The organism is Deinococcus budaensis, assembly GCF_014201885.1.
GTDB lineage: Bacteria > Deinococcota > Deinococci > Deinococcales > Deinococcaceae > Deinococcus > Deinococcus budaensis.
The window spans coordinates 1-12,625 of sequence record NZ_JACHFN010000014.1 but is presented as its reverse complement, the minus strand read 5'-3'; the positions used below and the strand labels follow the sequence as shown (position 1 = coordinate 12,625).

Sequence of the window (12,625 nt, the reverse complement as noted above, 5' to 3'; positions counted from 1 at the left end):
CAGAGTCTAGCGGGCGCGGGGGACCTCCGGCACGGGTTCGTGCCTGCCTGCTACGCTGCCTCCCATGTCTGTTGCGGGCGGGGGGCGGCTGGTCGTCGGGGTGAGCGGTGGAAGCGGGATTCCCTACGCGCGGGCGGTGTTGCAGGCCCTGCACGACCTGGAAGTCGAGACGCACCTGATCGTGACCAGCGGCGCCAAGCGGGTGATGGCCGCCGAGGGGGGCGGGCCGACCCTGGCTGACCTCACCGCGCTGGCGAGCGTCACCCACGACGACCGCGACCTGGGGGCGTCCGTCGCCAGCGGGTCTTTTCGCACGGGCGGCATGCTGATCGTGCCGTGCAGCGCGGGCACCCTCGCCAAGGTGGCGGGGGGCTTCGCCGACAACCTGCTCTCGCGGGCGGCGCACGTCACCCTCAAGGAGCGCCGCCCGCTGGTGCTGGTGCTGCGCGAAGACCCCCTCCCGCGCCCGATGCTGACGAACATGCTCGCGGCCTTCGACGCGGGGGCCACCGTGATGACCGCCTCTCCGGGCTTCTACCACGCGCCGCGCGACGTGGACGAGCTGCTGCATTTCGTGACCGCGCGGGTGCTCGACCAGTTCGGGCTGGACGTGCCGGGCTTCCGGCGCTGGAAGGAGACGGATCCGGCGTGACGGTCGCCGCCCTGATTCCCGCCGCCGGCTCCGGCACCCGCCTGGGGCGCGGGCCGAAAGCTTTCGTGGAGGTCGCGGGCCAGAGCCTGCTCGCGCGCAGCGTGGCGGCGCTGGCCCCGCACGTGGGCGAGGTGCTGGTCGCGCTGCCGGCGGGCATGGACCTGCCCGCCGGACTCCGGGCGCGGGCGATTTCCGGCGGCGAGACCCGGCAAGAAAGCGTGCTGCGGCTGCTGGAAGCGACCTCGGCCGGGATCGTGCTCGTCCACGACGCGGCGCGGCCCTTTCTGCCGGCCGGGGTGGTGGGGGCGCTGCTCTCGGCGGTGGCCGAGACCGGGGCCGCGACCGCCGCGTTGCCGGTGGCCGACACGCTGGTGCGGGGCGAGGGGGGACAGTGGCAGGGCGCCGTGCCGCGCGAGGGCCTCTGGGCGGTGCAGACGCCGCAGGCCTTCGCGCGCGGGGAGCTGCTGCGGGCGCACCGGGCCGCCTGCGAGCAGGGCTACGCCGCCACCGACGACGCGGGCTTGATCGCCTGGCAGGGCGGGGCGGTCACGCTGGTCCCCGGCGACCCCCGGCTGTTCAAGGTCACGGCCCCCGGTGACCTCGCCCTGGCCCACGCGGTCGCGCGGCTGTGGGATGCTGGAGAGCGATGACAGGCCAGCCTGCGCCGCCCTTTCCGAGTCCCGTCACCTCGACCTATCTCGCGCCCGCCAAGGTGAACCTGGGCCTGAGCGTGCGCGGCCTGCGCCAGGGGGGCTACCACGAGCTGCACACCGTGATGGTGCCGCTGGCGGTGGGCGACGAGCTGGAGATCACCCCGGCCCCGGCCCTGAGCCTGCGGGTGCAGGGGGCCGAGCTGCCCGCCGACGGGCGCAATCTGGTCTACCGGGCGGCGCGGGCGTACCTGGACGCGGCGGGGACGCCGGGGGGCGCCGCGATCACCCTGCACAAGCGGTTGCCGCTGGCCTCGGGCCTGGGCGGGGGCAGCAGCGACGCCGCGACCACCCTGATGGCGCTGGCGCGGCTGTACCCGGCGGGGGTGGACCTCGCGCGGCTGGCCCTGACGCTGGGCGCCGACGTGCCCTTTTTTCTGCTGGGGCGGGCGGCGCTGGCGCAGGGGGTCGGGGAGGTGCTCACGCCGCTGCCGGTGCCGCGCACAGCCCTGGTGCTGGTCAACCCGGGGGTGGAGGTCAGCGCCCGCGACGCCTACGCCTGGCTCGACGAGGAGGAGGAATTCACCCCCGAACTGGACGTGGACGGCCTTCTGGCGGGGCTGACCGGAAGCGGCCCTGCGCCTTACTTCAACGCCCTGCAAGGCCCCGTCACCGCCCGCCACGCCCCGGTGCGCGAGGCGCTGGCCGCCCTGGCCTCAGTGGGCCTGCGCTCCCCGCTGATGAGCGGCAGCGGCGCCACCTGCTTCGCCCTGGCCCCCAGCGACGACGCGGCCCACGACGCCGCCCGCCTGCTGCGCGCCCGCTATCCGGCGTGGTGGGTGGAGGCGACGCACACGCTCTGACCCCTCTCCCCCGGCCCTACCTCAGGGCTGGTAGGTCTTGTAGAGGCCCCCGAAGCCTGTCTGCGGCCGGGCGCGGTAGAACACCAGGCTGACCGGCAAGTTGCTGCCGCTGGCGGGCACGAAGTCGATGTTCAGGCGGTCACTCTGGGCGCGCCACAGCAGCACCGGCTGGTCGGGGGTCAGGGCGTTGCCGGTGCGCGGCAGCTTGATGGTCTGCTCGATCGGGCCGTCCTGCACCTGCATGGCGCCCCGGTACAGGCCCCCGCGCGGGCTAAAGGCGACGGCGGTTCCGGCGGCCCCGGTGACTTCCAGGTCGTACAGCACCCCGTAGTTGCCCACCAGGCGCTGCGGCAAGCCCGTCAGCCGGTCCACGCCCGTCATCGCCGGGTCAAGCTGGCCGTCCCCGATCACCAGCCGCGCGGGCAGGCTGCCCAGGTTCACCCGCAAGGAGCGCACGGCATTGGGAAACGTGCCGCGCTGGTGCTTGCCGTCCATCGGCAGGTAGGGCAGCTGCTGGGCGACCTGGGCGGTGGGCGGCAGGCCCTCTTCCAGCATCAGGAAGGTCAGCTCGACCCGCCCCGAGGCCATGAGGTCCTGCATCAGGTTCACGCCGCTGCCCGGGTTGAGGGTGGGGCTGGCGTACACGGCGGCGCTCTGGCCGGGCGCGAGGTTCAGCACCGCGCCCCCCGCGCTGGCGAAATAGTCCAGCAGCGTGACCTGTCCCAGCAGGCCCTCGATGCGGGTGGGCGCCGTCTCGCCCGAGCGCTCGGTGCGGACCTCCACCGGGCGGGCTTCCAGGTTGCGCGCCAGCACGTACAGCCGCGCAGGCTTGCTGAGCGCGTTGAGGTGGTAGGCCAGCAGCCGCGCCCGGCCCGCGAGACTGTCTTGGTACAGCACGCCGCTCTGGGTGGGCGCCTCCGGGCTGTCACTGAACAGCAGCGGATAACTGGGGCCGGGAACCGCCTGCACCGGGGCGACCGGGTAGGTCAGCACGGCGGGGTCGGGAAAGCGGTCGCCGGGTTCGGCGTACTTCAGGGCGTAGCTGAGCGGCGAATCGACCGGCGCGCCCTCGACCCGCAGGGTGCGGGTAAACGGCGCGCTCTGGAGGCCCCGGCTGTTGGTGACTTGCAGGGTGACCGTGTAGTTGCCCGGCTGGAAGTACACGTCTTGCCGCCCGGTCCACTTGCGGCTCACGATGTCGGCGCCGTCGGGGTCGAAGGGATAGTCGGTGAAGACCACCCGCTCGCCCGGCGCGTAGGTCGCCTTGTCGGTCGAGAAACGCGCCTGCGGGGCCAGCGGATTGCCGCCCTCACGCAGCGCGGTCAGGGTGAGGGTGCGCCCGCCCTCCTCCACGCTGAGGGTGGCGTTCAGGGCGTCGGCCAGCAGCCGCACGCTGACATAGAGGGTGCTGCCCACGCTGGCGACGTTGCCCTGCGGCTGGGCGGCCCCCGCCAGAAAGGCGCTGCCCCGCGCGGGGTCTACCGTCAGGCGGCCAAGCTGCCACTGCCCGCCCACCTCCGAGAGGGTCTGATTCAGCAGCGCGGCAGTCTCGCGCAGCGGCAGCATGGTCTTGCCGTTCACCAGCCGGGGCGGCGCGGGGTAGGGCGTCGCGACCCCGTTGCGGTAGGCCAGGGGCTGGTCGGTGGTCACGGTGAGCTGCACGGCCCCCAGCGCGGCCGCCGTAGGGGCGCTCAGGCCCAGCGCCAGCGCCGCGAGCAGCGCCCGCGACCTTCGGCGCACGCCCGGCTGGACCGGGGGAAAAGAAAGACGGAACTTCGCAGGCATCCGGACAGTATGCGGGCCGGGGCTGACCGCTGTCTGCCGGAAAGTGGCCCGGCCCACCTCCCGGGTGAAGGGAAGGTGAGGAGCGCCGTACCGCGCGCGGGAGCGCAGGCGGCGCGGTCAGGTGTCCTCGCGGGCCTCCCGCCGCCGCTGCCGGACGTGCCTCAGCTCCGCGCCGACAAAAGCGGCGGTGTTCAGGGCGTAGGTCAGGGCCAGCAGCGTGAGCAGCGCCGCGCGCACTCCCGGCTCGGCGGGGCCGAACGGCGGGGCGAAACGGGTCAGCCCGGTCAGCGGCGCCAGGGCGGCCAGGGCGGCGGCCCAGGCGAGCAGCAGCACGCCCCCCCAGGCGCCCTCCAGCAGGGCGGCGCCGGGCAGCAGCAGCGCGGCGAGGCGGTAGGCGGCGGGGCGCCCCTGCCGCTCGGCCCCCGCCGGACGCGGGATCAGCAGGCTCAGCGCCAGCGCGGCCAGCAGCGCCAGCGCCCCCAGAAAGGCCCAGCCCAGCCGGGCGCTGCGGCCCGGGCCGGGGGTCAGGGCCGAGAGCGGATCGCGCAGCAAGCCGCCCAGCGTCACGCTGAGGTCGCCGCTGACCGCGCGGGCCAGGCTGCGGTCGCCCGGGTAGCACAGCCGGGGTTCGCCGGAGCGGTAGGCGCGCTGAAAGGCCGTGCCGGGCGAGGCGGGATTCAGACCCAGGTTGAAGGCGGCGGCGGCCAGGTCGGGCCGCGCGGCCAGAGCGGCCCGGTAGCTCTGGCGGGCCTGGGCCACGTCGCCGCGTTCCTGGGCGATCACGGCGAGGTTGTTCAGCGCGCAGGGGTCCCCCGCCGCTCGGGCGTAGCGGGCGCGGGCCGCAGCGGCGTCTCCGTCAAGCTGCGCGGCCAGTCCGGTCAGCAGCGCCGTGTCGGGAGTGGCGCGCAGTTCCAGGTCGGCCAGCCGCGCCGCCGACCAGCCGCCCCCGTAGGTGCCGATGTTCAGCGCCGGGGCGCGCAGCCGCGCCGAGGTGGTGTTGGCCCAGCTCCAGCCGGCCAGACTGACGACCAGCCCGGCAGCGAGCGCGGTCAGCCCCAGCCGCTCGCCCCACCCGGCATACAGCACGGCGCTGCGGCGCACCCGGAACAGGGGCCTGCGGCCCCAGGAGCGCCAGCGGCCCCCCAGCCGCCGGGTGTCCTCGCCCTGCACCCGCCAGGCCCGCGCCGTCAGGGTGAGCAGCGCGGCCCCCAGCGCCAGCGCCAGCGCCAACGTGAGCGCCCGCAAGGTGGCCTGGACCCGCGCCGGACCCTCCGCCCCCAGGTTGTAGAGGCTTCCGGCGCGCAGCTCGCGGGCAAACTGCCGCCACTCCTCGGCCTCGCCGCCCCGGCCCTGGGCGTCGAGCACGTCGGCGTAGCGGGCGTACAGCGCCGGGCCGCCCTCGAAGCGGGGATGCAGCTCGCGCAGGTAGCGCATCCAGGCTTCCGCGCGGCCCAGGCGGCCCTGGTCGAGCAGGGTGCCCAGGTAGCCGCTGGGATTCCCGTAGGCGCCCAGCGCGGCGCGGCTGACCCGGATCTCGGGGTCGTAGCCGCGCGCGGCGGCGTCGCGGCGGGCGCGGTCGAGGGCCACGTCGGCCGCCGCCGGATACCCCAGGGTGTCCAGCCCGGCGGCGAGCTGCACCCAGGCCGCAAAGGGCAGTTCGCCCCCCAGCGCGCGGCGCACCGCCCCCAGGGCCGCGTAGCGGTCGCGCCCCGCCGCCCGCGCCTCGCGCAGCGCCAGGAAGGGGTTGAGGGGATCTTCGCGCGCCGCCCGCGCCAGGTCCTCGTCGGGGACCAGGCTCGCCGCGCGGGCCAGCCAGCCGGTGACCTCCGGGTCGGGTGGAAAGACCACCCGCTCCTGCACCCGGCCCCCGTCCTCCGCGCGCCCCAGCGTGAAACGCTCCACGTACCCGTCCCCACGTGTGCTCGCCCGCAGGGTGCCGCCGCCCGGATCAAGCGAGGCGACCGGGGCGGGCAGATCGTAGCGGGCCAGCAGCGTCCCGTCGCGCGCACTCAGCGCGTACACGACCGGCCCGGCGCCCAGGTACACGCTGCCGCCCAGCTGCACCGGCAAGGTCAGGTCGCCCAGCCCGGCGGGGTAGGCGCGCGCCCAGCGCAGCGCCGGGCCGTCCTCGTAGCGCAGGGTGCGGCCTTCCAGCACGGCCTCCGCGCGCGCCCCGCCGCCCAGGCCAGCGCCCAGCGCGGCGAGCAGCACCAGCAGCGGGGCGTTCTTCCACCGCCGGAGAGCGCCCACCAGGGCAAGGCGCCTCACGCCGTCCGCTTTCCCTGGGCGAGCAGGTGCGCGGCCCGCACGGCCATCGCCGCGCCCCCGGCCAGCAGGTCGGGCAGGCCGCCAAAGCGCAGGGCCAGCAGCGCGCCCAGCGGCACGGCCACGGCGGTGGCGACCGGCACAGCGTTCAGGCCCACCCGCGCCTGGAGCCGGGCGCGGTACAGCGGGATGACCAGCAGGGCGCTGAGCAGCATGCCGGCCAGCGTCACGGGGGCGGCCACCAAGAGCGCGCCCAGCAGCGGGGCGATCCCCCCCCCGCCCCGAAAGCGGAACCACACCGGATAGCAGTGCCCAAGCACCACCCCCAGCGCCGCGACCCAGGTTTGCCCCGGCAGCAGCGCGCCCGCCAGCAGCGCGGCGGCAACCCCCTTGAGCACGTCGAACAGCGTCACGGCTAGCGCCGCCCCCGGCCCGTACTGGCGGTAGGTCCCGCTGCCGCCCGGCAGGTCGCGCGTCCGGATGTCCTCGCCGCGCGCGCGCGAATACAGCACCCCCCCCACCAGTGACCCCAGCAGGTACGAGACGAAGAAGACGGCGAGGACCATGTCAGCGGGCATTCTAGAGGCCCGGAGGTCCGGCGCGCGGGCGGCGGGGTGCCCCGGCCCGCCTTAGACTTCCCGCATGACCCCCGGCGCTTTCCCCCCCCGGTCCCCCCTGTCGCGCGCGGAGCTGCGGCGCTACTCGCGGCCCCTGCTGGTGCCCGAGTGGCAGGAGGCGGGCGCGCAGGAGCGGCTGCGCTCGGCCTCGGTGCTGGTGGTGGGGGCGGGGGGGCTGGGCGGGCCGGTGATCGCGCAGCTGGCCGGGGCGGGCGTGGGCGAACTGGTGATCGCGGACGGGGACACGGTGGGCCTCAGCAACCTGCACCGCCAGACGCTGTTCGGCACGGCGGATGTGGGGCGCCTCAAGGCCGAGGTGGCGGCGGCGCGGGCGCAGGGCCTCAATCCCCAGGTGCGGGTCAGGACGGCCCCCGCGCTCGGCCCGGCCAATGCTGACGCCCAGGTCACCCGCGCCACCCTGGTCGTGGACGCGACCGACAACTTCGAGGCGCGGTACCTGATCGCGGACGCCTGCACCCGCGCGGGCCGCGAGTGGGTCTGGGGCGCGGCGAGCGGAACCTCCGGCCTGGCGAGCGTGTTCGGGCCGGAGCTGGGGCTGCGCGACGTGTTTCCCGACCCTGGCGAGGCCCAATCATGCGACGAGGCGGGCGTGCTGGGACCCCTGCCCAACGTGGTCGGCAGCGTGATGGCGCTCGAAGCCCTCAAGCTGCTGGGGGGCGTGGGCGAGGTGCTGCGGGGCCGCCTGTGGACCTTCGACGCGCTGACGGGCCGGGTCCGGGTGATCCGGCTGGGCGCGGCGGCCGCGGCCCGCGCCAGCGAAACCCCCTGAAGGGGCGCGCCGCCGGGGGGACCCGCCCGGCCCGGCAGGCCTACTTTGTGACCTACCCTACCCGGCCCCCGGGAGGGGGCGCGTACGGTGAAGCTCATCATGAACAAGGTCCTGACCCTCTCCGTGGCCGTGCTGCTGGGCAGCGCCGCCGCCAAACCCATCGTGGTGGGCAGCAAACTCGACCCTGAGGCGCAGATCCTGGGCCAGATGATCGTCCTCACCCTGCGCAACGCGGGGCTGGAGGTCACCGACAAGACCAACCTGGGCGACACCGGGGTCAACCGCAAGGCGATCCTGGCGGGCGAGATCGACGTGTATCCCGAGTACACCGGCAACGCGGTCTACCTGTTCCCGGCGGCCAAGATCAGCGCCAAGGAGGCCGGGAACCCCGGCAAGATCTACGGCTACGCCCGGCAGCTCGACCTGAAAAACGGCGTGACTTGGCTGAGGCCCGCGCAGGTGAACAACACCTGGGTGATCGCCGTGCCGCAGGCCCTCGCGCAGGCGCAAAAGCTGGGCAGCGTGGCCGACCTCGCCCGCTACCTGAGGGGCGGCGGTAAGTTCAAGATCGCGGGCAGCCCGGAGTTCTTCAACCGGCCCGACACCATGCCCGCCTTCGAGGCCGCCTACGGCTTCAAGCTGCGCCCCGACCAGAAGCTGGTGCTGGCAGGCGCGACCCCCCCGCAGACCCAGCAGGCCGCCGCCAGCGGCACCAGCGGCGTGAACGCGGCGATGGCCTACGGCACCGACGGCAGCCTCGCGGCCCTCAAGCTCGTCGCGCTGAAAGACCCGAAGGGTGCCCAGGCCGTCTACCAGCCTGCGCCGATCATCCGCAGCGCGGTCCTGAAGGCCAACCCGCAGATCGAGGCGCTGCTGAACAAGACTTTCGCCACGCTGACCCAGGCCACCTTGCAGGGCCTCAACGCCCAGGTCGCCCTGGAAGGCCGCGCCGCCCGCGACGTGGCGCAGAGCTACCTGAAGGGCAAGGGCCTGATCAGGTGAGCGCGGCGGGCGGCTCCCCGGCGGGCTTCTTTCCGCGCTGGAACAAGCCCGACCGGTGAAGGCTTCCGGAAAGCGGGGGATGGAGGCCACGGCGGCTTCCGTCCCCCCGCCGCTGCCCGCGTCCCGGCCCCCCCTCCCCGGCGGCCTGGGCACGGTGATGGCGCTCGCCACCCTGCCGCTGCTGGCCGGGACCGCGCTGCCGTGGGTGCTGCTGCGGCCCAACCGCCTCGCGCCGGGCGAGTTCCTGCGGCTGCCCCCGGCGCTGCTGGCCCTGGCGCTGGGTCTGGCCCTGCTGCCGCTGCTGAGCTTTCGCCTCGCGCCGCGCCTGACCGGGCTGGCGGCGTCGCTGGCCGTGTTCGCGGGATTCTGGCTGCTGGGAGACCGCACCGGAGCGGCGCTGGCGGGCAGCGCCGCCCCCCCCATCGCGCGGGCAAGCGCGGCGAGCGGCCTGTGGCTGTGGCTGCTGGGGGCGGGGGTGGCGGTCTACGGCGCCGGCCTGCTGGCAGGACCCCGCCGGGAGCGCTGGCTGGCCTGGGCCTGGGTGCCCGCCGTCCTCGCCCTGTTCCTGGCCGGGGGGCTGGACCGCTGGTCGGTCCTCGTCGAGGGCCGCAACGAGGGACCGCGCTGGGCGCAGGAACTCGGGCAGCATCTGCGGCTGGTGGGGGGCGCCCTGGGGCTGGCGCTGGCGCTGGGTGTGCCGCTGGCGGTGTGGGCCGCCGGGCGCCGGCGGGTCGCGGGAGCGGTGCTGGGGCTGGCCTCGGCGGTCCAGACTTTGCCCAGCCTCGCGCTGCTGGGGCTGCTGATCGCGCCGCTCTCGGCGCTGGCGGACGCCTTCCCGGCGCTGCGCGCGGCGGGCCTGGGCGGTATCGGGACTGCTCCCGCCCTCACCGCCATGACGCTCTACGCGCTGTTGCCGGTGGTCCGCAACGGCGTGGTGGCCCTGCACGGCGTGGCGCCGGGAGCGCTCGACGCCGCGCGCGGCATGGGTATGACCCGGAGGCAGCTGTTCTGGCGGGTGCAGCTTCCGCTGGCGCTGCCGGTGTGGCTCAGCGGGGTGCGGCAGGCGGCGGTGCTGCTGGTGGGGGTGGCTGCCGTCGCCGCGCTGATCGGAGCGGGCGGGTTGGGCAGCTACATCTTCAAGGGGCTGCAAAGCGCGGCCAGCGACCTCATTTTGCTGGGCGCCGTGCCCGCCGCGCTGCTGGCGCTGGGCGTGGACGCGGCGCTGCGCCGGCTGGAGACGCTGCTGGGCCGCTGGCTGGGGAGGGCCGCATGATCGAACTTCAGGGGCTGGACAAGCGCTACGGCGAGGCCTACGCCGTGCAGGACCTCAACCTGACCTTTCCCGAGGGCGCGGTCACGGCGCTGCTCGGCCCCTCAGGCTGCGGCAAGACGACCACCCTGCGGATGATCAACCGCCTGACCGAGCCGAGCGCGGGCCGCATTCTGCTGGGCGGCCAGGACACCCGCGCGCTGCGGCCCGAGACGCTGCGGCGCGGCATCGGGTACGTGATTCAGCAGATCGGCCTCTTTCCGCACCTGACGGTGGCGCAGAACGTGGCGACCGTCCCCGAACTGCTGGGCAAAGGCCGCCGCGACACCGCCCGGCGGGTGGACGAGCTGCTGGAACTGGTGGGCCTCGACCCAGCCCTCTACCGCGCCAAGCGGCCGGGCGAGCTGTCGGGCGGGCAGGCGCAGCGGGTGGGGGTGGCCCGCGCCCTGGCCGCCGACCCGCCCGTCTTGCTGATGGACGAACCGTTCGGAGCGCTTGATCCCCTGGCCCGCGACGCGCTGCAAGACGCCTTCCGGGAAATCCAGCGGCGGCTGGGCAAGACGGTCGTGCTGGTCACCCACGACATCGACGAGGCGCTGCGGCTCGGAGACCGGATCGCGCTGATGCAAGGAGGCCGCCTCGCGCAGTTCGGCACACCGGGCGACCTGATCCACCGCCCGGCCAGCGGGTTCGTGCGCCAGTTCCTGGGCGAGGACGCGGCGCTGCGCCAGCTTGCTGGACGCCAGGCCGCCGAGTTCGCGCGGCCCGGCGACCCGGCGGGCCTGCCCACCATCGAGGCCAGTCTCGACGCCCGCAGCGCCCTGGGCGTGATGCTGCGCGAGGGCCGTGACCGCCTGGCCGTGACGCGGGAGGGGGTCCCCCTGGGAGTCCTGAGCTGGGCCGACCTGCGCGCCGCCGAGGCCGGAGCGTGACCGCCCGCCTGTCCGGGCGTCTCCTGCCCCGCGCCCGGGCCTGGGAGGCCCTGCTGTGGCCGCTGCTGCTGCTGGTCTGCCTGCTGCCCGGCGTGCTGCCCCGGCTGGTGCAGCCACTGTCGGCGGGCGAGCTGCTGGGCTTTGACCCCCCGCTGTGGCGCCTCACGCTCATCCACCTGGGTCTGGTGGCCGCCGCCACGCTGGGCGCCGCGCTGCTGGGCGTGCCGCTCGCCGTCGCCGTCACGCGGCCCGGCCGCGAGGCGCTGCGCCACCTCACCGAGAGCCTGGTGGGCCTGGGACAGACGGTCCCGACCTTCGCGGTGCTCGCGCTCGCGGTGCCGGTGCTGGGCTTCGGCTGGCCCCCCACGCTGCTCGGGCTGCTGGCCTACGGGCTGGTGCCGGTTGTCAGCAGCGGGATCGCGGGCCTGCTGGCCGTGGACCGGGGCGTGCTGGACGCGGCGCGCGGCATGGGCATGACCCCGTCCCAGCGGCTGCGCCGCATCGAGCTGCCGCTGGCCCGGCCGGCCTTGCTGGCAGGCGTCCGGACCAGCGCCGTCTACAACGTGGGCACCGCAACCGTGGGGGCAGCGCTGGGGGCAGGGGGGCTGGGCGAGCCGATCATCAATGGCCTGTCGCAGCAGAACACCGGCCTGGTTCTGGCCGGGGCCGTCCTGTCCGCGTTGCTGGCCCTCAGCCTGGACGCGTGGCTGGGATTGGCCGCGCCCACGCCTCCCGCGGCCTCCCCCACTGACCCTGGTCTCTGAGGCGGCGCGACCCCCCGTCACCCGCAGCGCCCTTGAGATACAGCACTCACACAAGGCTGCTAAAGTGAGAATCATGCGAAACAGGTGCTTCAAGCAGGCTCCCCGTCTCGCCAGGGCTTTTCCGCCCCTCTCCTCCTGAACCTCTGCGGCCCAGCCTTGTGCTGGGCCGCTGGCGTTCGGAGGCGGAGCCTCGGATTCCGGACCCAGGGCGACCCGCCCACCCGAGGCCGTATCAGGCGGCCACGCTTGCTTCCACCGCTCTTTCCGTTCTGGCAGCAGAGGTGATCCCGGTGAAAAGTTCTTCCTTCCAGCCTGGCGACCGCGTCGTTCTTCCCCCCTACGGTATCGGCGTGGTGTGCGGCACCTGTCAGCGCCCCGTCGCCGGGGAAAGCCACGCCTACTACCAGATCGAGTTCCCCAACACGGCCAGCCGCGCTTTCGTGCCGGTGGCCGCTCCCGAGGGGGCCGGGATGCGCGCCGCCCTGACCACAGCAGATATGCCCCACCTGCTCAAGCGGCTTCAAGTGGGTCAGGAGCTGAATCTGCCGCGCCAGTGGGCCGCCCGGCACCGCCGCGTGACCGAGATTCTGGTTGGCGCCGACCCCTACGAACTCGCGACCCTGACCTGCGAGCTGCGCCGCTGGAACATCGAACGCGGCCTGCCCGATCTGGACCGTCAGGCCTTTCGCCGCGCCATCCGTCTGCTTGAGCAAGAGGTCCGGGGACTGGAAGACCAATGCGCCCAGGACGTGCAAAAGCTGCTCGGCCACGCCTGGGACGAGACACCCAACTGAAGCAACGGTGCGGGAGGCTGTCAGCCCGGCCTCCCGCGTCGCAGCGCTTCGGAGCAACAAAGCGCGCACCCCCCACGGAGGTGGGGGGTGCAGGGCAGATGCGTGCAGGGCCGCAGAAGCGGCGATGGGAAGAAGTGCGGAGCGAGTAGAAAGGAGGTGATCCAACCGCACCTTCCGGTACAGTTACCTTGTTACGACTTCACCCCAGTCATGAACCACAGTCTAGACGCCTGCCTTGCGG

Annotated in this window: 12 protein-coding genes and 1 rRNA gene; 9 read left to right on the top strand and 4 right to left on the bottom strand. The window is 74.4% G+C overall.

Annotation, left to right across the window (positions count from 1 at the left end; translation table 11 throughout):
- Positions 1–64 precede the first annotated feature (64 nt).
- The 3 genes from HNQ09_RS15060 to HNQ09_RS15050 are packed head-to-tail and all read left to right on the top strand — an operon-like array spanning position 65 to position 2,165.
- Positions 65–652 carry a UbiX family flavin prenyltransferase gene (locus HNQ09_RS15060; RefSeq protein WP_184030980.1) on the top strand — a complete coding sequence of 196 codons (588 nt, stop codon included), beginning with the start codon at positions 65–67 and terminating at the stop codon, positions 650–652.
- On the top strand, positions 649–1,302 hold the full coding sequence (gene ispD / locus HNQ09_RS15055; protein ID WP_184030978.1) for a 2-C-methyl-D-erythritol 4-phosphate cytidylyltransferase: 654 nt from the start codon (positions 649–651) through the stop codon (positions 1,300–1,302). The genes HNQ09_RS15060 and ispD overlap by 4 nt, the downstream gene beginning before the upstream one ends.
- The gene (locus HNQ09_RS15050) at positions 1,299–2,165 is read left to right on the top strand and encodes a 4-(cytidine 5'-diphospho)-2-C-methyl-D-erythritol kinase (protein WP_184030976.1); all 867 of its coding nucleotides are present in this window, start codon (positions 1,299–1,301) and stop codon (positions 2,163–2,165) included. The genes ispD and HNQ09_RS15050 overlap by 4 nt, the downstream gene beginning before the upstream one ends.
- 21 nt (positions 2,166–2,186) lie before the next feature.
- Here HNQ09_RS15050 and HNQ09_RS15045 read toward each other — a convergent pair whose 3' ends face one another.
- The 3 genes from HNQ09_RS15045 to HNQ09_RS15035 form a co-directional block, all read right to left on the bottom strand.
- Positions 2,187–3,950 carry a copper amine oxidase N-terminal domain-containing protein gene (locus tag HNQ09_RS15045; RefSeq protein ID WP_246363408.1) on the bottom strand — a complete coding sequence of 588 codons (1,764 nt, stop codon included), beginning with the start codon at positions 3,948–3,950 and terminating at the stop codon, positions 2,187–2,189.
- Between the two features lie 117 nt (positions 3,951–4,067).
- On the bottom strand, positions 4,068–6,218 hold the full coding sequence (locus HNQ09_RS15040) for a hypothetical protein (protein WP_343057849.1): 2,151 nt from the start codon (positions 6,216–6,218) through the stop codon (positions 4,068–4,070).
- Positions 6,215–6,781 carry a glycerol-3-phosphate acyltransferase gene (locus tag HNQ09_RS15035; protein WP_246363407.1) on the bottom strand — a complete coding sequence of 189 codons (567 nt, stop codon included), beginning with the start codon at positions 6,779–6,781 and terminating at the stop codon, positions 6,215–6,217. The genes HNQ09_RS15040 and HNQ09_RS15035 overlap by 4 nt, the downstream gene beginning before the upstream one ends.
- Before the next feature lie 76 nt (positions 6,782–6,857).
- On the opposite strand from HNQ09_RS15035, the gene HNQ09_RS15030 reads away from it, so the two are divergent.
- The 6 genes from HNQ09_RS15030 to HNQ09_RS15005 all read left to right on the top strand — a co-directional run bounded on the left by HNQ09_RS15030 (position 6,858) and on the right by HNQ09_RS15005 (position 12,384).
- A complete protein-coding gene (locus HNQ09_RS15030; protein ID WP_184030971.1) occupies positions 6,858–7,622 on the top strand; it encodes a HesA/MoeB/ThiF family protein in 765 nt (254 codons plus the stop codon).
- A 99-nt stretch (positions 7,623–7,721) separates the two neighbouring features.
- A complete protein-coding gene (locus HNQ09_RS15025; RefSeq protein ID WP_184031181.1) occupies positions 7,722–8,624 on the top strand; it encodes an ABC transporter substrate-binding protein in 903 nt (300 codons plus the stop codon).
- A 79-nt stretch (positions 8,625–8,703) separates the two neighbouring features.
- Positions 8,704–9,897, top strand: a complete 1,194-nt coding sequence (locus HNQ09_RS15020) for an ABC transporter permease (RefSeq protein ID WP_184030969.1) — start codon at positions 8,704–8,706, stop codon at positions 9,895–9,897.
- Positions 9,894–10,826, top strand: coding sequence for an ABC transporter ATP-binding protein (locus HNQ09_RS15015; RefSeq protein WP_184030967.1), 933 nt, complete (start codon positions 9,894–9,896; stop codon positions 10,824–10,826). Before HNQ09_RS15020 ends, HNQ09_RS15015 begins: the two co-directional genes overlap by 4 nt.
- Positions 10,823–11,590, top strand: coding sequence for an ABC transporter permease subunit (locus tag HNQ09_RS15010; RefSeq protein WP_184030965.1), 768 nt, complete (start codon positions 10,823–10,825; stop codon positions 11,588–11,590). The genes HNQ09_RS15015 and HNQ09_RS15010 overlap by 4 nt, the downstream gene beginning before the upstream one ends.
- 290 nt (positions 11,591–11,880) lie before the next feature.
- Entirely contained in the window at positions 11,881–12,384 is a 504-nt protein-coding gene (locus HNQ09_RS15005; protein ID WP_184030963.1) for a CarD family transcriptional regulator, read from the top strand.
- A 149-nt stretch (positions 12,385–12,533) separates the two neighbouring features.
- Here the strand turns inward: HNQ09_RS15005 and HNQ09_RS15000 are convergent.
- Positions 12,534–12,625 (bottom strand): 16S ribosomal RNA (locus tag HNQ09_RS15000); the annotation flags it as partial.

What these genes read in the sequence shown, in the direction of transcription:
- HNQ09_RS15030 (WP_184030971.1), top strand. Translation starts at nt 6,858, where the DNA reads ATGACCCCCGGCGCTTTCCCCCCCCGGTCCCCCCTGTCGCGCGCGGAG.
- HNQ09_RS15045 (WP_246363408.1), bottom strand. Translation starts at nt 3,950, where the DNA reads ATGCCTGCGAAGTTCCGTCTTTCTTTTCCCCCGGTCCAGCCGGGCGTG.
- HNQ09_RS15020 (WP_184030969.1), top strand. Translation starts at nt 8,704, where the DNA reads ATGGAGGCCACGGCGGCTTCCGTCCCCCCGCCGCTGCCCGCGTCCCGG.
- HNQ09_RS15015 (WP_184030967.1), top strand. Translation starts at nt 9,894, where the DNA reads ATGATCGAACTTCAGGGGCTGGACAAGCGCTACGGCGAGGCCTACGCC.
- HNQ09_RS15035 (WP_246363407.1), bottom strand. Translation starts at nt 6,781, where the DNA reads ATGGTCCTCGCCGTCTTCTTCGTCTCGTACCTGCTGGGGTCACTGGTG.
- HNQ09_RS15050 (WP_184030976.1), top strand. Translation starts at nt 1,299, where the DNA reads ATGACAGGCCAGCCTGCGCCGCCCTTTCCGAGTCCCGTCACCTCGACC.
- HNQ09_RS15060 (WP_184030980.1), top strand. Translation starts at nt 65, where the DNA reads ATGTCTGTTGCGGGCGGGGGGCGGCTGGTCGTCGGGGTGAGCGGTGGA.
- HNQ09_RS15025 (WP_184031181.1), top strand. Translation starts at nt 7,722, where the DNA reads ATGAACAAGGTCCTGACCCTCTCCGTGGCCGTGCTGCTGGGCAGCGCC.